Origin of the sequence: Sphingobium sp. 22B (assembly GCF_001580035.1) — a bacterium.
GTDB lineage: Bacteria > Pseudomonadota > Alphaproteobacteria > Sphingomonadales > Sphingomonadaceae > Sphingobium > Sphingobium fuliginis.
The window spans coordinates 65,382-84,799 of sequence record NZ_LTAB01000013.1 but is presented as its reverse complement, the minus strand read 5'-3'; the positions used below and the strand labels follow the sequence as shown (position 1 = coordinate 84,799).

Annotated in this window: 18 protein-coding genes and 1 pseudogene; 11 read left to right on the top strand and 8 right to left on the bottom strand. The window is 65.9% G+C overall.

Features of this window, described 5'->3' with window-relative positions; translation table 11 throughout:
- Window positions 1-34 precede the first annotated feature (34 nt).
- Together A0J57_RS13625 and trpE are read left to right on the top strand one after the other, a co-directional pair.
- Window positions 35-1,984, top strand: a complete 1,950-nt coding sequence (locus A0J57_RS13625) for a peptidylprolyl isomerase (protein ID WP_061936318.1) — start codon at window positions 35-37, stop codon at window positions 1,982-1,984.
- Window positions 1,985-2,009: 25 nt separating this feature from the next.
- Window positions 2,010-3,512, top strand: coding sequence for an anthranilate synthase component I (gene trpE, locus A0J57_RS13620; RefSeq protein WP_025550383.1), 1,503 nt, complete (start codon window positions 2,010-2,012; stop codon window positions 3,510-3,512).
- Between the two features lie 215 nt (window positions 3,513-3,727).
- Here trpE and mltG read toward each other — a convergent pair whose 3' ends face one another.
- The 6 genes from mltG to fabD form a co-directional block, all read right to left on the bottom strand.
- Window positions 3,728-4,699, bottom strand: a complete 972-nt coding sequence (gene mltG, locus A0J57_RS13615) for an endolytic transglycosylase MltG (RefSeq protein WP_061936315.1) — start codon at window positions 4,697-4,699, stop codon at window positions 3,728-3,730.
- Window positions 4,700-4,709: 10 nt separating this feature from the next.
- Window positions 4,710-5,969 (bottom strand): beta-ketoacyl-ACP synthase II, encoded by a 1,260-nt coding sequence (fabF, locus tag A0J57_RS13610; protein WP_025549369.1) that lies wholly within the window; start codon window positions 5,967-5,969, stop codon window positions 4,710-4,712.
- A gap of 179 nt (window positions 5,970-6,148) precedes the next feature.
- Window positions 6,149-6,382 (bottom strand): acyl carrier protein, encoded by a 234-nt coding sequence (locus A0J57_RS13605; protein WP_007689016.1) that lies wholly within the window; start codon window positions 6,380-6,382, stop codon window positions 6,149-6,151.
- Window positions 6,383-6,618: 236 nt separating this feature from the next.
- The gene (gene fabG / locus A0J57_RS13600; protein ID WP_061936311.1) at window positions 6,619-7,359 is read right to left on the bottom strand and encodes a 3-oxoacyl-[acyl-carrier-protein] reductase; all 741 of its coding nucleotides are present in this window, start codon (window positions 7,357-7,359) and stop codon (window positions 6,619-6,621) included.
- 1 nt (window position 7,360) lies between these two features.
- A complete protein-coding gene (locus tag A0J57_RS13595) occupies window positions 7,361-8,167 on the bottom strand; it encodes a crotonase/enoyl-CoA hydratase family protein (protein WP_037482652.1) in 807 nt (268 codons plus the stop codon).
- A gap of 8 nt (window positions 8,168-8,175) precedes the next feature.
- A complete protein-coding gene (fabD, locus tag A0J57_RS13590) occupies window positions 8,176-9,111 on the bottom strand; it encodes an ACP S-malonyltransferase (protein WP_061936395.1) in 936 nt (311 codons plus the stop codon).
- Between the two features lie 128 nt (window positions 9,112-9,239).
- On the opposite strand from fabD, the gene A0J57_RS13585 reads away from it, so the two are divergent.
- The 6 genes and pseudogenes from A0J57_RS13585 (at window position 9,240) to A0J57_RS13560 (ending at window position 15,365) form a co-directional block, all read left to right on the top strand.
- Window positions 9,240-10,709: an efflux transporter outer membrane subunit gene (locus A0J57_RS13585; protein ID WP_061936308.1), complete on the top strand. Its 1,470-nt coding sequence runs from the start codon at window positions 9,240-9,242 to the stop codon at window positions 10,707-10,709.
- Window positions 10,710-10,720: 11 nt separating this feature from the next.
- A pseudogene (locus A0J57_RS13580) lies at window positions 10,721-12,274 on the top strand (efflux RND transporter periplasmic adaptor subunit); the annotation flags it as partial.
- A 5-nt stretch (window positions 12,275-12,279) separates the two neighbouring features.
- The gene (locus tag A0J57_RS13575) at window positions 12,280-12,981 is read left to right on the top strand and encodes an ABC transporter ATP-binding protein (protein ID WP_025549375.1); all 702 of its coding nucleotides are present in this window, start codon (window positions 12,280-12,282) and stop codon (window positions 12,979-12,981) included.
- Between the two features lie 70 nt (window positions 12,982-13,051).
- Window positions 13,052-14,257, top strand: coding sequence for an ABC transporter permease (locus tag A0J57_RS13570; protein ID WP_025549376.1), 1,206 nt, complete (start codon window positions 13,052-13,054; stop codon window positions 14,255-14,257).
- Between the two features lie 194 nt (window positions 14,258-14,451).
- Window positions 14,452-14,622 carry a hypothetical protein gene (locus A0J57_RS26630; protein WP_165363370.1) on the top strand — a complete coding sequence of 57 codons (171 nt, stop codon included), beginning with the start codon at window positions 14,452-14,454 and terminating at the stop codon, window positions 14,620-14,622.
- A gap of 383 nt (window positions 14,623-15,005) precedes the next feature.
- A complete protein-coding gene (locus tag A0J57_RS13560) occupies window positions 15,006-15,365 on the top strand; it encodes an RcnB family protein (RefSeq protein ID WP_025549377.1) in 360 nt (119 codons plus the stop codon).
- Window positions 15,366-15,400: 35 nt separating this feature from the next.
- Here A0J57_RS13560 and A0J57_RS13555 read toward each other — a convergent pair whose 3' ends face one another.
- On the bottom strand, window positions 15,401-16,804 hold the full coding sequence (locus tag A0J57_RS13555) for a GntP family permease (protein WP_061936304.1): 1,404 nt from the start codon (window positions 16,802-16,804) through the stop codon (window positions 15,401-15,403).
- A 289-nt stretch (window positions 16,805-17,093) separates the two neighbouring features.
- Between A0J57_RS13555 and rpsF the strand changes: the two genes are divergently transcribed.
- Genes rpsF through rplI form a run of 3 tightly spaced genes read left to right on the top strand, consistent with a single transcriptional unit; the run spans window position 17,094 to window position 18,364 of the window.
- Window positions 17,094-17,516, top strand: a complete 423-nt coding sequence (gene rpsF, locus A0J57_RS13550) for a 30S ribosomal protein S6 (protein WP_025549379.1) — start codon at window positions 17,094-17,096, stop codon at window positions 17,514-17,516.
- 13 nt (window positions 17,517-17,529) lie between these two features.
- Window positions 17,530-17,754, top strand: coding sequence for a 30S ribosomal protein S18 (gene rpsR / locus A0J57_RS13545; protein WP_004212076.1), 225 nt, complete (start codon window positions 17,530-17,532; stop codon window positions 17,752-17,754).
- A gap of 13 nt (window positions 17,755-17,767) precedes the next feature.
- Window positions 17,768-18,364 carry a 50S ribosomal protein L9 gene (gene rplI / locus A0J57_RS13540; protein WP_061936301.1) on the top strand — a complete coding sequence of 199 codons (597 nt, stop codon included), beginning with the start codon at window positions 17,768-17,770 and terminating at the stop codon, window positions 18,362-18,364.
- Between the two features lie 151 nt (window positions 18,365-18,515).
- Here the strand turns inward: rplI and A0J57_RS13535 are convergent, their stop codons facing one another.
- Complete coding sequence (locus A0J57_RS13535) at window positions 18,516-19,388, bottom strand: DMT family transporter (RefSeq protein ID WP_235600872.1); 873 nt, start codon at window positions 19,386-19,388, stop codon at window positions 18,516-18,518.
- Window positions 19,389-19,418: the final 30 nt, after the last annotated feature.

Genomic DNA, 19,418 nt, shown 5'->3' with positions numbered 1-19,418 from the left:
CCGCCATCAAAGCCGCTTTTACGGACTTTCCTCCATGCTTTCAGTCTTTCGCCGTTTCATCCGCTCCAAATTCGGCGCCTTTGCGGCCCTGATCTTCCTGGGGATCATCGCGGCCGCCTTCATCATGGGGGACATTACGAGCGGCAAGTTCGGATCGTCCCTTGGCGGCGGCGAGACCGCCGCCAAGGCGGGCGGATCGCGCCTCACCATGACCGAATTGCAGGACCGGGTGCAGCGCGTGTTCGAAAATGCGCGCAGGTCCAATCCGGGATTGCAGATCGGCGACTTCCTGGCGCAGGGCGGCGCGGCGCAGGTCTATGACCAGCTTGTCGCGTCGATGACGCTGAAGGAATATGCGAGCGACCAGAAGGTCCACATCTCCAAGCGGCTGGTCGATGCCCAGATCGCGCAGATCCCCGCCTTCCAGGATGCGGCCGGCAATTTCAGCCAGGAGAATTTCCGGCAGTTGCTGCTGCGCGAGCGGATCACCGAACAGGCGCTGCGAGACGACATCAGCCGCGAGATACTGGAGCGGCAGATGCTGGCCCCGCTGGGGCTGGGCGTGAAGCTGACCGACTCCATGGTGCTGCCCTATGCCTCGCTGCTGCTGGAGGCGCGCCAGGGCACCATCGCCCTCGTTCCCGCGACCGCGTTCAAGGACATTGCCGACCCGACCGACGCGCAACTCGGCGATTTCTACAGGAAGAATGCCGCGCGCTATACGATTCCGGAACAGCGCCGCATCCGCTACGCCGTGATCGACGCCGAACGCTTCGCCCAGGCCGCGCAGCCGACCGATGCGGAGATCGCCAGCTATTATAACCAGAACAAGGCCGCCTACGCCGCGAAGGAGAGCCGCAGCTTCGAGCAGCTGATCCTGCCGACCCAGGCGGGCGCCAAGGCGATCGCGGATCAGGTGAAGGGCGGCAAGTCGCTCGCCGGCGCAGCGCAATCGGCCGGCCTCTCCGCCTCCGAACTGAAGGACCAGAGCCGGGAGGCGCTGGCCTCCGCCGCGTCCGCCGCCGTCGCCAATGCCGGTTTTGCCGCGAAACAGGGCGAGCTGGTGGGGCCGCTGCGTGGATCGCTGGGCTGGGTGCTGCTGCGGGTCACGACGGTCAGCACGACCCCGGCCCGCGCGCTGGCGGCGGTGCGGGACGAGATCGTCACCACGCTGCGCGCGCAGAAGGAGAAGCGGCTGCTCAATGACTTCACCGGCAAGATCGAGGATCAGATCGCCAATGGCGGCAGCTTCGAGGAAGTGGTGAAGGACAATGGCCTGAAGCTGGAAACGACGCCGTTCCTCGTCTCCTCCGGCAAGCAGGTGGAGGATGTGGCCTATCAGGTGCCGGCGGATGTGAAGCCGCTGCTCGCCCCTGTCTTCGGCATGAGCCAGGACGACGATGCGCAACTGGTCCCGATCGTTGCCGACAAGCGCTATGCCCTGACCGCGCCCGGCGACATACAGGCCGCCGCGCCGCCGCCGCTCGCCAAGGTGAAGCCGCTGGTCGCGATGCAGTACAAGCTGGCGCAGGGCAATGAGAAGGCCAAGGCATTGGCCGAGCAGATCCGCGCCAAGGTCGCCAAGGGCATGAAGCTGGACGAGGCGGTCGCCGCCGCCGGCGTCGCCCTGCCCAAGCCGCAGGTGGTGGGCGGCCGCCGCGCCGACATCATGCGCGACGGCCAGCGTCCGCCCGCCGAGGTGGCGATGCTGTTCACCATGGCGACCAACAGCGTGAAGACGCTGCCCGCCGGGCAGGATCGCGGCTATTTCGTGGTGCAGTTGAACGGCATCAAACGCGGCGATGCAGGCAGCGACAAGGCGCTGGTGAATCAGGTCCGCGACCAGCTGAGCGAAGTGGTCGGCCAGGAATATGGCCAGCAGTTCGAGCGGGCGGTCGAGAAGGAGCTGGGCGTCAAGCGGAACGCCAATGCGGTGGCCGGCGTGCAGCGCGCGCTCGCCAACGCCAATAGTGGCGGTCAGTAAGGTGGTTGCGGGGAGACCAGCGGAGATGGACGGCATCGAGAGCGCGCGCAAGGCATTGGCGGCGGGGCAATCCGCGCTGGTGTGGCGGCGCCAGATCGCCGACACGGACACGCCGATTTCCGCCGCGCTGAAATTGTTCGAGCCCGATCGTGGCGATTTCCTGCTGGAATCGGTCGAGGGCGGCGCGGTGCGAGGGCGCCACAGCCTGATCGGGCTCGCCCCCGACCTCGTCTTCCGGGCGCAGGGCCATGCGGCGGAGATCAACCGGCAATGGGCGACCGACCGGGAGGCCTTCGTGCCGGAAGGCGCCGATGCGCTGGACGCGTTGCGGGCGCTGGTGGCGGAATGCCGGGCTGAGCTCGATCCGGCGCTGCCCGCTGCGCTGGCCTGTCTGGTCGGCTATTTCGGTTATGAGACGGTCGGGCTGGTCGAGAAGCTGCCGCGTCCGCCCGAAAATGCGATTGCGCTGCCAGACATGCTGTTCGTGCGGCCGACGGTGATATTGGTGTTCGACCGGCTGGCCGATGCACTGTTCCTGGTCGCGCCGGTGTGGAAGGGAAGCTTTGCCGATGCCGACCGCGCCGTCGAGCAGGCGCTGGAACGGATCGACGCCGTTGCCGCCCGGCTGGCGGCTCCCCTCCCCGCGCAGGCCGCTCCCGCCGGGATTGCCGAAGTCGCCGTGACGCCGGTGCTGGAGCCGGGCCGCTATGCCGCGATGGTCGAAAAGGCGAAGGACTATATCGTTGCGGGCGACATTTTTCAGGTGGTGCTGGCGCAGCGCTTCACCAGCCCGTTCACGCTGCCGCCGATTGCGCTTTACCGGGCATTGCGGCGGATCAACCCTTCGCCCTTCCTTTATTATCTCGACCTGCCCGGCTTTGCGCTGATCGGGTCGAGTCCGGAAATCCTGGTCCGGGCGCGGGACGGCGAGGTCACGATCCGGCCCATCGCCGGCACCCGGCCGCGCGGCAGGAATGCCGTCGAGGACGCCGCCAACCGCGAAAGCCTGCTGGCCGACCCCAAGGAGCGGGCGGAGCATCTGATGCTTCTGGACCTGGGGCGTAACGATGTGGGGCGGGTCGCGGCGGCCGGCACCGTCACCGTGACGGACAGCTACAGCGTCGAATTCTACAGCCATGTGATGCATATCGTGTCGAACGTGGTGGGACGGCTGGCGCCGGACCGGGACGCGCTGGACGCCTTGTTCGCGGGCTTTCCCGCAGGGACCGTGTCGGGAGCGCCCAAGGTGCGCGCCTGCGAGATCATCGCGGAACTGGAGCCGGAAACGCGCGGGGCCTATGCCGGGGGCGTCGGCTATTTCGGGCCGGACGGCAATATGGATAGCTGCATCGTGCTGCGCACCGCCGTGCTCAAGGACGGCGTGATGCATGTGCAGGCGGGCGCGGGCATCGTCGCGGATTCGACGGCGGAATATGAGCAGCGGGAGTGCGAGGCGAAGAGCGGCGCGTTGCTCGCCGCTGCGCGGGAAGCGGTGGCGCTGGCGCGCGAGTCGGGGTTTGGGCAGTAGGGTTGTTGCGGTGAGTGGCGGCGGTCTGCGGCCATCCCAGGACATTCCCCTCCCGTAAACGGGAGGGGTTAGGGGTGGGCGCGAGCGGAGCGAGCTTCTGACTTGGCCGTTGCAAAACAACGCGGATGTTGCGCCAGCCCACCCCCTGACCCCCTCCGGCTTGCGGGAGGGGGAACATCCGCTCCCCACCCAAGCGCGCCATCGGTCAGATCACTTCAAAGCTCACCCCTGGCGCGCCGGATTTCGAACCATTTGCGCACATTGTCATTATGCTCTTGCAGCGTGTCCGCGAAGATATGGCCGCCCTTCCCGTCCGCGACGAAGTAGAGCGCCTTCGTCTCCGCCGGGTGCAGCACCGCGAGGATCGACAGACGTCCCGGATTGGCGATCGGCCCCTTGGGCAGACCGGTCATCGCATAGGTGTTATAGTCGTTGACCGCGGCGATTTCGGACTTCCTGATCCGCCGGCCCAAGGGCTTGCCCCGGGTGATCGGATAGATGATCGTCGGATCGGCCTGCAGCATCATGCGCGCCTTCAGGCGATTGCCGTAAACCCCGGCGACGGTCGGCCGCTCGGCAGGCACGGCCGTTTCCTTTTCAACGATGCTGGCGAGGATGACGGCTTCCCCGGGCGTTTTTGCGACCGTGTTGGGCGCCCGTTCCGCCCACATCTTCGCCAGCGCCTTGCTCATCGCACCCTGCATGCGCTTCAGCACCGCCGCCCGGCTCTCGCCCTTGTCGAAGGCATAGCTGTCGGGCAGAACGCTGCCTTCCTCCGGCACCGGAATCTCGCCCGTCAGTTCCTCATTCGCCATCAGCCGTTCATGGACCAGGATGGAGGGCATGCCCTCCGGTATGGTGACCAGCCGGGTCAGCGTCCTGCCGCCCTGGAGGATGCGGAAAATATCGGAATTGCTGGCGCCCTTGGGAATCAGGAATTCGCCCGCCTTGATCGACTTGCCGCGGCCGAAGACCTTGGCCCGCGTCAGGAAGGCGTCGGCGGAGCGCACCGCCCCCTTCTGCTTCAGGAGAATGGCGGTGTCCGCGATGGTCGAGCCTTCGGGCACGACGATGGCGATGTCCTTCGTCGCCGGGCCTGCCTCGGTCCAGCCATAGACGAAGCGGAAAGCGACGAACGCCGCGACGGCCAGGCCGATCAGCACTATGCCCAAGCCAAGCCGTCGCATCGCCGATGTCTCAGACCGCCTTCATGATGAGCGAGGCGTTGGTGCCGCCGAAGCCGAACGAATTGTTCAGCACCGCGCGCACCTTGCGTTCCTTGGCGACATGCGGGACGAGGTCGACGCCCTTGCAGCTTTCGCTCGGCTCGTCGAGGTTCAGCGTCGGCGGCACGATCTGGTCGCGCAGCGCCAGGATGCAGAAGATGCTCTCCACCGCGCCCGCGCCGCCCAGCAGATGGCCGATGGCCGACTTGGTCGAGCTCATCGACATGGTGCCCAGATGTTCCCCGAACAGCCGCTTCACCGCGCCCAGTTCCAGCTCGTCGCCCAAAGGCGTCGACGTGCCGTGCGCGTTCACATAGTCGATGTCGCCAAGGCCGAGGCCGGATTTCCTGAGCGCCATTTCCATGGAACGATAGGCGCCATTGCCCTCCGGATGGGGGGCGGTGACGTGATAGGCGTCGCCCGACAGGCCATAGCCGACGACTTCGGCGTAGATTTTCGCGCCGCGCGCCTTGGCCCGCTCATATTCCTCCAGCACGACCACGCCCGCGCCTTCGCCCATGACGAAGCCGTCGCGGTTGACGTCATAGGGCCGCGAGGCCTTTTCCGGCGTGTCGTTGAAGGCGGTGGAAAGCGCGCGGGCCTGGGCGAAGCCGGCGATGCCGATCGGGCAGATCGCGCTTTCCGCGCCGCCCGCCAGCATCACGTCGGCATCGTCCAGCGCGATCATGCGCGCAGCGTCGCCGATCGAATGCGCACCGGTCGAGCAGGCTGTCACGACGGCATGATTGGGGCCCATGAGACCGTATTTGATCGACACCTGGCCGGAGATCAGGTTGATGAGGCGGCCATGGACGAAGTGCGGGCTGACCCGGCCGGGCCCCCGGTTCGCCAGCACCAGCGATTCGCTTTCGATGCCCGGCAGGCCGCCGATGCCCGAACCGATCGAGCAGCCGGCGCGCAGACGATCCTCCTCGCTCATATTGTCGAGACCGGCGTCGCGCAGCGCCTGGCTGGCGGCGGAAATGCCATAGACGATGAACGGGTCGACCTGCCGCTGGATCTTGTGATCCACGTCCAGCCCGGCATCATAGCCATATTCATGATCCGCCGGCTTCACTTCGCAGGCGATGCGGCACTTATATTCGCTGGCGTCGAAGCGCGTGATCGTCGCCGCGCCGGACTTCGACGCGATGATGTTCTTCCAGGTCGTTTCCACATCCCCGCCGAGCGGGCTGACCATGCCAAGGCCGGTGACGACAACACGACGCATATGCTTGCTCCGAAAAATAGTCTTTGGCTCAACGCCGCCCATCTAGCCATTGGAAAGGCGATTGTGAACGGGACCAGATACGAAAAGGCTCCCCAAGACCCGGTTTTGCCGGACAGGAGGAGCCATTCCCTTTTGTAAACGCAGCGGCCACCCGATGCCGGGCAGGCCGCCGAACGCTCTTACTGCTTGCTGTCGATATAATCGATGGCATCCTTGACGGTGGCGATCTTCTCGGCCGCATCGTCGGGGATTTCGACGCCGAATTCTTCCTCGAACGCCATCACCAGCTCAACGATGTCCAGGCTGTCAGCGCCCAGATCGTCGATGAAGCTCGCATCCTCGGTCACCTTTTCGGCTTCGACGCCCAGATGCTCGACGACGATTTTCTTTACGCGATCCGCGGTCTCACTCATGAGTGGTCCTTCTTACTGGGTATCGTTGATGGTTCTGAATATTTGTTAAGGCATGCCCTAGAGGCAAGCCCAACGAGAGGCAAGAGGCAAGAAACAATCGGATGGCATCGCCCCACCTGCATTCGACTCCTCAGCCCCGATGGCACAAGGTTGCCCTTTTGCAAATGCCCAAAATTTTCGGCCGCGATGGAATAAAGCCGCAGCGTGGGACTTTGGGACCGACCGATCCTTCCCCCTCAGATCATCGCCATGCCGCCATTGACGTGCAGCGTCTGGCCGGTGACGTAACCCGCTTCCTTGCTGGCGAGATAGACCACGGCCGCGCCGATGTCCTCCCCCGCGCCCAGATCGCCCGCCGGAATCCTGGCGAGGATCGCGCCTTTCTGCGCATCGTTCAGCGCGTCGGTCATGGCCGAACGGATGAAGCCCGGCGCGACGCAGTTCACGGTGATGCCCCGGCTCGCCAGTTCCTGTCCCAGCGACTTGGACATGCCGATGATGCCGGCCTTGGACGCGGCATAATTGGCCTGTCCCGGATTGCCGGTGACGCCCACGACAGAGGTGATGGAGATGATGCGGCCGAAACGCGCCTTCATCATCGGCTTGGCGGCGGCGCGGGCCAGGCGGAAGGCGGCCTCCAGATTGACGGCGATCACGTCCGACCATTCCTCGTCCTTCATGCGCAGGATCAGATTGTCGCGGGTGATGCCGGCATTGTTGACGAGGATGTCGAGCTTGCCGCCCAGCGCTTCCACCGCTTGGCCCACCAGCGCGTCGACCGCCGCCGGGTCGCCGAGGTTGCAGACGAGCGTCTTGTGGTCCCCGCCCAGTTCCGCGGCGAAGGCCTTCAGCTTCTCCTCATTGCTGCCCGAAAGGGCGAGCGTGGCGCCCTGCGCGGCGAGGGCCTTCGCAATGGCCGAGCCGATGCCCCCCGAAGCGCCCGTCACCAGCGCGGTCATGCCTGTCAGATCGAACATTCTAATCTCCCTTGAAGTTCGGCGTCCGGCGCTCGAAAAAGGCGTCGATCGCCTCATCATGATCCGCCGTCGCATGGGCCAGCGCCTGCATCGCGCCCGCCATTTCCATGATCTGGTTCAATTCCGCCGTCTGCGCCGCGCGCAGCAGCCGCTTGGTCATCCGCGTGGCATGGGGCGGATTGGCGGCGATCCTGTCGGCCACCCTGCGCGCCGCCGCCAGCAGGTCGGCGTCCGGCACCACCTCGCTCACCAGCCCGATCCGCAGCGCCTCTTCCGCGTCGATGGTCTCACCGGTCAGCGCCAGTTCGGTCGCCTTGGAGAAGCCGACGATGCGCGGCAGCAGCCACGCGCCGCCATCGCCGGAAACGATGCCCAGCTTGACGAAGGATTCCGCGAATTTTGCGGATTGCGCCGCGATCCTGACATCGCACATCAGCGTTAAGTCGCAGCCCGCGCCGATGGCCGGGCCGTTGACCGCCGCGATCACCGGCAGTTCGAGCGCCTGGAACAGCAGCGGCAGCCGCTGGATTCCGGCACGGTAGTTGCGCCGCGTCTGCGCCGGCAGTCCCGCGCGCAGGCCGCCCGCATCGGGGCGCATGGCATTGAGGTCGCCCCCCGATGAAAAGGCGCTGCCCGCCCCGGTCAGGATCGCCACCCGCACCGACAGGTCGCGATCCGCCTGCTCGAACACCGCGCACAGGGCGTCGACCATCGCCGGATCGGAGATCGGGTTGCGCCGGTCCGGCATGTCGAGCGTGACCGTCAGGACGGCTCCGTCACGGCTGGTCAGGACGGGAGCGCTGCTCATGCCGCCGCTCACAGCGCGCCCAGCGCGGCCTCGATATCGTCCATCGTCACGACACTGCGCACGGTGGCGTCGGGAGCGATGCGCTTCACCATCGGACCCAGCACCTTGCCGCCCAGTTCGACGAATTCGGTGACGCCCGCGTCCCACATGGCGGCGACGGATTCGCGCCAGCGCACGCGGCCCGTCACCTGCTCGACCAGCCGCAGCCTGATCTCGTCCGGATCGGCGATCGCGCTTGCCAGCACATTGGCATAGACCGGCAGCAGCGGCGTGTTGATCGCCGCCTTGCCCAGGGCATCCTCCATCGCCTCCGCCGCGGGCTGCATCAGCGGGCAGTGGAAGGGCGCGGAAACCGGCAGCAGGACGCCGCGCTTGATGCCATGGTCCTTCACCAGCGCGACGGCGCGCTCGATCGCGCCGCGATGGCCGGAAATCACCACCTGCGTCGGATCATTGTCATTGGCGACGGTGCAGACCTCACCCTGCGCAGCCGCCTCCGCCAATGCCTGCGCCTTTTCGATGTCCGCGCCCAGCAGGGCCGCCATCGCGCCCTCGCCCACCGGCACGGCCGCCTGCATTGCGCGCCCGCGCAGCTTCAGCAGCTTCGCCGTGGTGCCGATGTCGAATGCCTCCGCCGCGCACAGCGCGCTATATTCGCCAAGGCTGTGCCCGGCGACGTAATCGCCCTTCTCCGCCAGCGAAAAGCCGCCTTCCTTCTGCATCACGCGCAGGGTCGCCAGCGCATTGGCCATGATCGCGGGCTGGGCGTTTTCCGTCAGCGTCAGGTCGCTTTCCGGCCCCTCCACCATGATGCGGAACAAATGCTGCGACAGGGCGTCATCGACCTCCTGAAACAGCTCCCTCGCGGCCGGGCTCGCATCGGCCAGCGCCTTGCCCATGCCGACCGACTGGCTGCCCTGACCTGGAAAAAGAAATGCCCTCATCATCCACCTTCTGACATGCGCGCCCCTGCAAAAGCGCAATTTTTCAAAGTCGTTACACTTTGAGACACAAATGCCGTTGAGGCGCCCGGCCCATTTCGGCAGTTCTCGTTGGAGGACCGCCTTTAACGATGACGGAGTATAAGGAAAAGGTGCGATATCGCTTTGGATGGATCACGGGAACCGCGCTGGTCCTGTCGGGCTGCGCAGCCGGTCCCGATTATCGCGCCCCTGCCCCCGCAGCGCTCGGCGTGCCGGCGGCCTATAGCCAGGGCGGCGGCGCTCCGCTCGACGAAGCGGAGCTTGGCACCTGGTGGACGCGGTTCGACGATCCGGCGCTGAGCGGCCTGATCGACCGGGCGATCGCCAACAATCTGGACATCGTTCAGGCGCAGGCGCGTCTGCGCCAGGCGCGGGAGTCGCTGCGGCAGGCAAGGGCCGCCTTCCTGCCGCAGGTGAACGGATCGGCCAGCGGCGGGCGCAACTACAGCAGCCGGGATGCGGGCGGGCGGCTGGACCCCAGCGGCAATCCGATCGGCGGCGGCGGCTCCAACTGGTCGAGCAGCTATTCCGTCGGCGCCAATGCAAGCTGGCAGGTCGACCTGTTCGGTGAACTGTCCCGTTCGGCGGAGGCCGCGCGGGCCGATCTTGCCGCATCCGGCTATGACCTGGCCAGTGTGCGGGCGACGATCGTCTCCGAACTCGTCACCAACTATGTGCAGGCGCGTCTGGCGCAGGAGCAGTTGCGCGTCGCGCGGGAGACGCAGGCGATCCAGCAGGACAATTACAACATCGCCAACTGGCGGCTTCAGGCGGGCCTCGTCTCCTCGATCGACGCGGAGCAGGCGCGGGCGCAACTGGCGCAGACCAACGCCACCGTCCCGCAGCTTGAGGCGAGCCTTCGGGGCAGCCTCAACCGTATCGCCGTGCTGACGGGGCAGGCGCCCGGCGAAGCGACCCGGAGCCTTGAAACGCCGGCGCCGATTCCCGCCGCGCCCGCGCAGATCGCCACCGGCATTCCCGCCGACACGCTGCGTCAGCGGCCGGACGTGCGCTCGGCCGAACGGGCGCTGGCCGCCGCGACGGCGCGCATCGGCGTGGCGCAGGCGCAGCTTTATCCTTCCCTTGGTATCAGCGGCAATATCGGCACCACATCCAACAGTTTCAAAGACCTGTTCAGCCTGGTCACCGGCGGCGTATTCGCCAATGTGGCGCAGGTCATCTTCGACGGCGGACGCCTCGCCTCGCAGGTCCGTTCGCAACGGGCGGCCACCGACGCCGCCCTCGCCGCCTACAAGCAGGCGGTGCTGTCCGCGCTGGAGGATGTGGAGAATGCCATGGCGTCGCTGTCGAGCGCACGCGCCCGCAAGGCGGAGTTCGCGACCGCCTATGAAGCGTCGAACAATGCCGCGATACTGGCGCGCAGCCAGTATCAGGCGGGCCTGATCGATTTCCAGACGCTTTCCCAGAGCGAGAATTCGCTTTTGAACGCGCGCAACAGCCTTGCCGGCGCGCAATCCGACGAGGTCCTTGGCCTGGCCCAGCTTTACAATGCGCTGGGCGGCGGCTGGCAGAATATGGAAGGCCGTCCCCCCTCATGAGCAAAAAGACGAGCAATGATGTGACCAGCGATCAGGACATCAACGACTTTCTTGGCGCGCGGCCGGAAAAGCCGTGGCGCAAATGGGTGGTCCGGGGCGCGGTGGGCGTCGCCCTGCTGATCCTCATCCTGCTGCTTGCGCGCTGCTTTTCGGGCGACGACAAGCCCAATTATGCGACGCGGGAAGTGCGCAAGGGCGACCTTACCGTCTCCGTATCCGCCACCGGCAATCTGAAGCCCATCAATCAGGTCGATGTCGGTTCCGAACAGTCGGGCAAGATCACGGCGGTCTATGTCGATGTGAACGACCGCGTGACCAGGGGGCAGAAGCTGGCCGAACTCGACACCCGGCGGCTGGTGGACACGATCAACCAGAACCGCGCGCAGCTTTCCTCCTCGCAGGCCAGCGTGGCGCAGGCGGAAGCGCAGGCGGCGCTGGCCAGGGCGACGCTCGACCGCCAGCTCAACGTGTTCAAGCTTTCCGGCGGGCGCGTTCCCGCCAGGACGGAACTGGACGCCGCCCGGGCCGACTATAGCTCCGCCCTCGCCAACCTCCGCTCCGCACAGGCGCAGGTTCGCGTTTCCCAGGCGCAGCTTTCCACGGCGCAGACCAATCTTTCCATCGCCCAGATCGTCTCGCCCGTGACCGGCGTCGTCCTGTCCCGCGACATAGAGCCGGGCCAGACCGTCGCCGCCTCGCTCAATGCGCCGGTGCTCTTCACCATTGCGGAAGACCTGACCCAGATGGAGGTGGAGGTTTCCGTCGACGAGGCGGATGTGGGACAGGTGAAGGAGGGCCAGAGCGCCAATTTCTCCGTCGACGCCTTCCCCGGCCGCACCTTTCCGGCGCGGGTGACGCGGGTCAATGTGGGCTCCAACAGCGCCAGCAGCAGCAGTTCCTCCTCCTCGTCGGGCGGCAGCGCGGCCAGCAGCACGACGGGCACCGTCGTCGCCTATACGGCGGTGCTGTCGGTGGACAACAAGGACGAGATATTGCGCCCCGGCATGACCGCGACCGCCGACATCGTGACGCAGGAACTGCATGACGTGCTGCTGGTCCCCAACAGCGCGCTTCGCTTCAAGCCCAGCGCGGGCAACCAGGGCGGCGGCATCACCAGCCAGATCGTCCCCGGCCCCCGCAGGTTCCGGCGCGGCGGCGCGAGCCGGCAGGTCAGTTTCGGCATCGGCAGCAGCCAGACCGTCTATGTCGTGGGCGAGGACGGCAATCCCAAGGCCGTGCAGGTGACCGTCGGCGCCAGCGACGGCGCGCGCACGGTCATCACGGGCGGCGACCTGAAACCGGGCATGCGCGTCATCACCGGGCAGCTTGCGGCGGGCCAGCAGGCGCCGGCGGAGGATCAGGCCGATGGCGGTTCGCAGGGCGGCGGGCCGCGCGACCGCAACCGCCGGACGGAAGGCGGCCGGTCCACCGACGGCAGCCCGGCCACTGTCGGGAAGCTCGGCAATTCGGGCGACGGGAAGGCCGAAACCGCGCCGGTCGCGCCATCGGCGCCGAAGGGCCAGGGCGGCGAGCCGCGCGGCACCGGCCGGCAGAGCGGAACCTGACGCGCATGGCCGCCGATCCGATCATCTCCCTTCGCGGCGTCACCAAGGTCTATGGCTCCGGCCCGACCGCCTTTCAGGCGCTGAAGGGCATCGACCTCGACATTGCGCAAGGCGATTTCGTGGCGGTCATGGGACCTTCGGGCTCCGGCAAGTCGACGACGATGAACATATTGGGCTGCCTCGACGTGCCCTCCGGCGGGGAGTTCCTGTTCAAGGGCCGCCATGTCGAAACGCTCGATCGCGACCAGCGCGCCCTGCTGCGCCGCCGCTATCTGGGCTTCGTGTTCCAGGGGTTCAACCTGCTGTCCCGCACCACGGCGCTGGAAAATGTCGAACTGCCCCTGCTCTATCGCGGCGAGGACAAGAAGACCCGATATGAGGCGGGCATGGCGGCGCTCGACAAGGTGGGCCTGAAGGACTGGTGGGACCATACGCCCGCCGAACTGTCCGGCGGGCAGCAGCAGCGCGTCGCCATCGCCCGCGCCATCGTGACCCAGCCCGACGTGCTGCTGGCGGACGAGCCGACCGGCAACCTCGATTCCGAAAGATCGGTGGAGATCATGGAACTGCTGACCGACCTCAACCGCAATGGCGGCATCACCGTGCTGATGGTGACGCATGAGCCGGACATGGCGGCCTTCGCGCGGACCATCGTGCATTTCAAGGATGGGTTGGTGGAGCGGGTCGAGCAGGGAGTGACGGCGTGATGGCGATATTTTCCCCCGTCATTCCCGCTTCCGCAGGGATGACGGAAATGAACGAAGGCGCGCGCTGAAGATGCTGGGCACCACCGTCATCCTCGCCTTTCGCGCGATCAACCGGCACAAGCTGCGCAGCTTCCTCACCACGCTGGGCATCATCATCGGCGTGGCGGCGGTCGTCACCATGGTCACGCTGGGCAATGGCGCGACCGCCGCCGTGCGCGAACAGATCAGCTCGCTTGGCGCCAATGTGCTGCAACTTCGTCCCGGCCAGGGGTTCGGCCGGGGCGGCGGCGGACCGCGCCCGCCCGACTTCAAGCCCGCCGACCTGACCGCCATCGAGAACCAGCTTACCGGCGTCCGCGCGGTCGCGCCGATGGTGCAGTCGAGCGGCACGGCCATCTATGAAGGCAGCAACTGGTCCACCACCGTCTATGGCACCACCGCCGCCTATTTCGAGGTGCAAAGCTGGAAGGCCGACACCGGCCGCCTTTTCATGCCGGAGGAGGAGGAAGCGGGAAAACCCGTCTGCATCATCGGCAATACGGTGCGCACCAACCTGTTCCAGAGCAATGACCCCATCGGCAAGCGCATACGCATCAAGGGCGTATCCTGCCAGGTGATCGGCGCGCTCGCGACACGGGGCCAGGGCGGCTTCGGGGATCAGGACGATGTGGTGGTCATGCCGATCAAATTCGTCCAGCGCCGCTTCACCGGCGACCGCGACATCAGCCAGATCATGGTCGCGGTGGACGACGCCTATGACACCAGCACGGTCCAGACCAGCCTGGAGGAGCTGATGCGCGAACGCCGCAAGGTGAAGCCGGGCGCGGAAGATAATTTCAACGTCTTCGACACCAAGCAGATCAGCGACACGCTGACCGGCACCACCACCATATTGACGCAGATCGTGGCGGCGGTGGCGGCGATTTCCCTGCTGGTGGGGGGCATCGGCATCATGAACATCATGCTGGTGTCGGTGACGGAGCGCACCCGCGAGATCGGCATCCGCCTCGCCATCGGCGCGGTCGCTCGCGAAGTGCTGATGCAGTTTCTGGTCGAAGCCATCGTGCTGTCCTGTCTGGGCGGGCTGATCGGCCTGTTCCTGGCGCTGATCGCCTCGGTCGCGATCGCTCCGCTGATGCAGGTGCCCTTCATCTTCGATGTGAAGGTGAATCTGATCGCCTTTCTCTTCTCGGCCGCGATCGGTGTCGTCTTCGGCTATTTTCCGGCCCGCCGCGCCGCCGCGCTCAACCCGATAGACGCCCTGCGCCACGAATAGGCCATGGCTTGTTCATGGCGCAGGCAGGGCGCCGGTTCCGGGTCTTGGACCGGGCTCCCGCCTTCGCGGGAAACATTCAATTCCCCCTGCCCGTTACATTTTCTCACAATTTTTCCGGCTGCCGGCACAGTCCTGCGACAAGCGCCGCCTATCGCCCCCCCATGACGCCCGCAGGGCATTGCGAAAGGGAGATCATGATCAAGACCGCCATTCTGGGCCTGTCGGCCTGCGCCCTGCTGTTCGGCCTGGGCGTCGGCCCCTGGGGCGGCGTCCCCGGTCTCCGGCCCGCACCCGTGCTGGAGGGCAAGGACCGTCCGATCCTGCTCCAGCGCATGGTCGTGACGGCAACGCCGCTTTCCGACTGACCTCATCCGCGCCTTCTACCCACCATCGTGCGCCAAAGGGGGCGCCGGCTGGCGACAAAGCAGATGTGGCGACAGAAACCTGGAGCGTCCAGCCTGCGTCCGATCCACCTGACGCAGCGCGCTCCGGAACGAAGCCCCGAAGCCTTCCATGCCATGGCTCAGGCGGAAAATGGAAATGCGCTTTTCTTCGAAAAGCTGAACGGACATTCATGCAAATCATTGGAAAAACAGGAATTATGAACCGATATTCAGACTAATTCCGCATCTGTTACAATTTCCGACATTCTTTGCTGACCGATGGCACAAGCCTGCGACAAATGCGTCCTACTTCTGCTTCAACGCCGGACAGCCGGCGGCAAGATCGAAGAAGAAGGAGCAAGTCCATGTTCAGGAAGTTTCTCGCGGCGCTGACCGCCACCACCATGATCGCAAGCCCCATGGTCGTCAGCCAGGCCCAGGCCGCGCCGCAGCGGGAAGTGCATCAGGTGGTGAAGCATGGCCCCCATGGCCGCACCGTCACCAAGACCACGGTGATCCGCAAGGACAATCATCGCCGCTGGGCCAAGGGCCAGCGTTTCGACCGCCGCCATGCGAGCAACTATCGCGTGATCGACAATTATCGCGGCTATCGCCTGCGCACCCCGCCGCGCGGCTATCATTGGGTTCGTTCGGGCAATGACGCGCTGTTGGTCGCGATCGCCAGCGGCATCATCGCATCGGTCGTCACCGGCGCGATCCGCTAAGGCCGATACGCCCCGGAGCCGCGCTCCGGGGCGTCCTATACCAGCCCCGTCAGATAATAGACCGCGATCACCACGAAGACGGTGAAGGTCTTGATCAGCGTCAGGGCGAAAATATCCTTATAGGCCTGCCGGTGCGTCAAGCCCGTCACCGCCAGCAAGGTGATGATCGCGCCATTGTGCGGCAGGCTGTCCATCCCCCCGCTCGCCATGGAGGCCACCCGGTGCAGCACCTCGCGCGGGATGCCCGCCGCATCGCCCGCCGCCGCGAACTGTTCCGCCATGGCGGCAAGCGCGATCGACAGCCCACCCGAAGCCGAGCCGGTGATGCCGGCAAGCGACGTCACGGTAATCGCCTCATTGACCAGTGGATCGGGCACGGCCTTCAGCGCTTCCTTCACCGCCAGGAAACCCGGCAGCGCGGCGATCACCGCGCCGAAGCCATATTCGACCGCTGTATTCATCCCCGCCAGCAGCGCGCCGCCCACGGCCGCCTTCGACCCATCGGCAAAGCGCCGCGCCACTTGCGGGAAGGCGAAGAGCAGGATCGTCCCGATGCCCAGCAGCAAGGCGCCCTCCACCGCCCAGAGCGCGGCGACCTGAGCCACCTTCACCACGACGGGATCGGTCAGGCCGGCCAGCGACACGGCCACCTCATCCCCCGCCACAAGGCGCGGGATCAGCATGGTCAGCGCCAGATTGCCCAATCCCACCACCAGCAGCGGCAGCAGGGCGATCAGCGGATGCACGGTCCGATCGCCCCGGTCCGCGGCTTCCGGCTCGTTTACCAGCGTCTCCGGCGCGCCATAGCCCTCCCCCGCCGCCTGCATCGCGCGCCTGCGCCAGCCCAGATAGGTGAGGCCCAGACCCATGATGCAGACCGATCCTGCCAGCCCCAGCACCGGCGCCGCCCAGGCGGTCGTGCCGAAGAAGCTGGTCGGGATGATGTTCTGGATCTGCGGCGTTCCCGGCATCGCATCCATGGTGAAGGTGATGGCGCCAAGACCGATGGTCGCGGGTATCAGCCGCTTGGGAATGTCGCCCTGCCGGAACATCTCCGCGGCGAAGGGATAGACGGCGAACACCGCCACGAACACCGAAACGCCGCCATAGGTCAGCAGCGCCGACACCAGCATGATCGCGGGGATCGCCTGGCCTGCCCCCACTAGCCCGATCACGGCGGTCACGATCGCGCGCGAGAAGCCGGAAACCTCTATCAGCTTGCCGAACAGCGCGCCGAGCAGGAATACCGGGAAATAAAGCTTCAGGAAGCTTCCCACCCTTTCCATGAAGACGCCGGAAAAGACCGCTGGCACGGCGGCGGGATCGGTCAGGAACACGGCCAGCATCGCCAGCAGCGGCGCCATCACGATGACGCTCATCCCCCGATAGGCCGCGACCATCAGCAATATCAGCGACAGGGCCGCTATTCCGACCGCCATAAGATACCCCCCTCCGTTCGGGCTGAACCTGCCGAAGCCCCGCCCGTCAATCCTTGCAACCGAGATTAAAGAAGAAAAGGGCTTCGACAAGCTCATCCCGAACGGTAAAATTGCGTGCCCCTGCTGCGCCGATCCGCCCTTGCCTTTCCCGCGCATTTCCGTCATAGGCGCCGCTTCGTACGACCCGGGGTGACTCGCGGTCGCGCGAATCAATGCTTGAGACGACAGCCGGAGGGGCGTTCCACATGGGGTGGGCGTCAGCGATCGGCCAACAGATGAGGCAATACCCATGGCTCTTTACGAGCATGTGTTCCTTGCGCGCCAGGATCTGGCACAGGCGCAGGTGGACGCTCTGGCGGAAACCGCCACCAAGATCGTCGAGGATATGCAGGGCAAGGTGACCAAGGTCGAGACCTGGGGCCTGCGCTCGCTGGCCTACAAGATCGCCAAGAACCGCAAGGCGCATTATGTGATGCTGAACATCGACGCCCCGGCCGGCGTCGTCGCGGAACTGGAGCGCCAGACGCAGATTAACGAAGACATCATCCGCTACATGACCATCAAGGTCGATGAGCTGGAGACCGGTCCGTCGGTCATGATGCGCAAGCAGGAACGCGCCGAACGCGGTCCGCGCGGCGATCGTGGCGACCGCAATGATCGTGGGGGCGATCGCGGCCCGCGCCGCGAGCGCGAAGAAGCCGCCGGCGAATAAGGAGATCTGAACCATGGCACGCCCGTTTTTCCGCCGCCGCAAGAGCTGCCCCTTCGCCGCCAAGGATGCGCCGAAGATCGATTACAAGGACGTCCGTCTGCTGCAGGGCTTCGTGTCCGAGCGCGGCAAGATCGTCCCCAGCCGCATCACCGCGGTGTCCGCCAAGAAGCAGCGCGAGCTGGCCCAGGCCATCAAGCGCGCCCGTCACCTGGGCCTGCTGCCCTATATCGTGAAGTAAGGGAGAAAGACCCATGGAAATCATTCTCCTTGAACGCATCGAGAAGCTGGGCGCCATCGGCGACGTCGTCACCGTGAAGGACGGTTACGCGCGTAACTACCTGCTGCCCAACAAGAAGGCGCTGCGTTCGAACGCCGCCAACAAGAAGGTCTTCGAAGCGAACCGCGCGAAGATCGAGGCCGACAACGCCGCTCGCCGCTCGGACGCCGAAAAGGCTGCCGAAGGCGTGAACGGCAAGCAGATCGTCCTGATCCGCCAGTCGTCGAACGCCGGCCACCTCTATGGTTCCGTCGCCGTCCGTGACGTCGTCGAAGCGCTGCACGCCGATGGCGTCACCAACGTCACCAAGGCGATGGTGGTTCTGGAGCGCCCGATCAAGACGCTCGGCGTGTTCGACGTCAAGGTCGCGCTGCATCCGGAAGTGGCCGTCACCGTCACGGTGAACGTCGCCCGCTCGCCGGAGGAAGCCGAACTTCAGTCGCAGGGCGTCGATGTGATGGCCGATCTGTTCGAAAAGGACGAAAGCGGCTTCACCGAAGACTACGATCCGAATGCGGAACCCGGCGAAATCGCCGTGGAAACCGAAGAAGCTCCGGCCGAAGAAGCCTGAGTTTTCCTTTCCGGACGATAACAGGAAAGCCGCCCCTCACCGGGCGGCTTTTTTGTTGTTGCCGGCATATGCGTCGAATGGGTGAGAGACTTTCCGGGGATTGGGAGGTCCGTGGAAACATCGCTTTCCAACCCTATCCGAGACGTGAAGCTCAGCCCCTCGCCTTGCGGTCCGGCGACAGGGCGATGATCGTCACGCCGGCCAGCGCCAGCGTCCCGCCGCCGATCATCACGGCGGTGATGGGGGTTCCGAAATAAAGCGAGGCGAACACCGTCGACATCACCGGCGCCGCCAGCATCAACGGCATGATCGTCGAGATCGGATAGCGCTGGAGCAGCCAGGCCAGCGTTCCCTGCCCGATGATCGTCGACCCAAGGCAGCTGAAGGCGAACCAGGCCGCCGGCACCCATCCGACATGCGCCAGGCCGGCGATGGCCGGCCGTTCGAACATCAGCGCGAAGGGAGCGAGGGTCAGGGCGCCCATCAGGCCATTCCAGGCCTGGCCGTTCATCACGCTGACACCCGCCAGCCTGCGCTGCACCAGCGTGGCGCCGCCCCAGGTCATCGCCGCGCTCGCCATCACCAGCACGGCAGGCACTTCGGTCAGGATGTGCGGATCGAAAACCAGCGCCGCGACTCCGGCAAAGGCCAGCATGACCCCCGCGACCTTGCGCGCGTTGAGCTTCTCCCCCAGCAGCAGCACGCCCAGCAGCAGGGAGAAAGGCACGCTGAGCTGCCCCGCAATGGCCAGGGCGCCGACATTGGTGGCCATGAACAGCGCGATGTTCAGCAGCAGCAGGAACAGGCCGCCGTTCAGGAACCCGTAGAGCGCCAGCCAGCCCGTCCGCCCGGGCAGCGACCGGATCGCGGGCGCGCACAGCAGGAACACCACCCCCATGCGCAGCGCCACCGACAGCAGCGGCGCGGTGGCGTCCACCACCACCTTCATCGCGATCACGTTGAGCGCGAACATCAGGTTCACCAGCAGGGCCAGGACCATTCCCAGCGGTCCGAAGCGCCGCATGGCCTCTCCACCACCCTCCATCGCATGTCC

Bases quoted from the DNA above. Each gene is read 5' to 3' on its own strand.
- A0J57_RS13625 (WP_061936318.1), top strand. From the start codon at position 35: ATGCTTTCAGTCTTTCGCCGTTTCATCCGCTCCAAATTCGGCGCCTTT.
- trpE (WP_025550383.1), top strand. From the start codon at position 2,010: ATGGACGGCATCGAGAGCGCGCGCAAGGCATTGGCGGCGGGGCAATCC.
- mltG (WP_061936315.1), bottom strand. From the start codon at position 4,699: ATGCGACGGCTTGGCTTGGGCATAGTGCTGATCGGCCTGGCCGTCGCG.
- fabF (WP_025549369.1), bottom strand. From the start codon at position 5,969: ATGCGTCGTGTTGTCGTCACCGGCCTTGGCATGGTCAGCCCGCTCGGC.
- A0J57_RS13605 (WP_007689016.1), bottom strand. From the start codon at position 6,382: ATGAGTGAGACCGCGGATCGCGTAAAGAAAATCGTCGTCGAGCATCTG.
- fabG (WP_061936311.1), bottom strand. From the start codon at position 7,359: ATGTTCGATCTGACAGGCATGACCGCGCTGGTGACGGGCGCTTCGGGG.
- A0J57_RS13595 (WP_037482652.1), bottom strand. From the start codon at position 8,167: ATGAGCAGCGCTCCCGTCCTGACCAGCCGTGACGGAGCCGTCCTGACG.
- fabD (WP_061936395.1), bottom strand. From the start codon at position 9,111: ATGAGGGCATTTCTTTTTCCAGGTCAGGGCAGCCAGTCGGTCGGCATG.
- A0J57_RS13585 (WP_061936308.1), top strand. From the start codon at position 9,240: ATGACGGAGTATAAGGAAAAGGTGCGATATCGCTTTGGATGGATCACG.
- A0J57_RS13575 (WP_025549375.1), top strand. From the start codon at position 12,280: ATGGCCGCCGATCCGATCATCTCCCTTCGCGGCGTCACCAAGGTCTAT.
- A0J57_RS13570 (WP_025549376.1), top strand. From the start codon at position 13,052: ATGCTGGGCACCACCGTCATCCTCGCCTTTCGCGCGATCAACCGGCAC.
- A0J57_RS26630 (WP_165363370.1), top strand. From the start codon at position 14,452: ATGATCAAGACCGCCATTCTGGGCCTGTCGGCCTGCGCCCTGCTGTTC.
- A0J57_RS13560 (WP_025549377.1), top strand. From the start codon at position 15,006: ATGTTCAGGAAGTTTCTCGCGGCGCTGACCGCCACCACCATGATCGCA.
- A0J57_RS13555 (WP_061936304.1), bottom strand. From the start codon at position 16,804: ATGGCGGTCGGAATAGCGGCCCTGTCGCTGATATTGCTGATGGTCGCG.
- rpsF (WP_025549379.1), top strand. From the start codon at position 17,094: ATGGCTCTTTACGAGCATGTGTTCCTTGCGCGCCAGGATCTGGCACAG.
- rpsR (WP_004212076.1), top strand. From the start codon at position 17,530: ATGGCACGCCCGTTTTTCCGCCGCCGCAAGAGCTGCCCCTTCGCCGCC.
- rplI (WP_061936301.1), top strand. From the start codon at position 17,768: ATGGAAATCATTCTCCTTGAACGCATCGAGAAGCTGGGCGCCATCGGC.
- A0J57_RS13535 (WP_235600872.1), bottom strand. From the start codon at position 19,388: ATGCGGCGCTTCGGACCGCTGGGAATGGTCCTGGCCCTGCTGGTGAAC.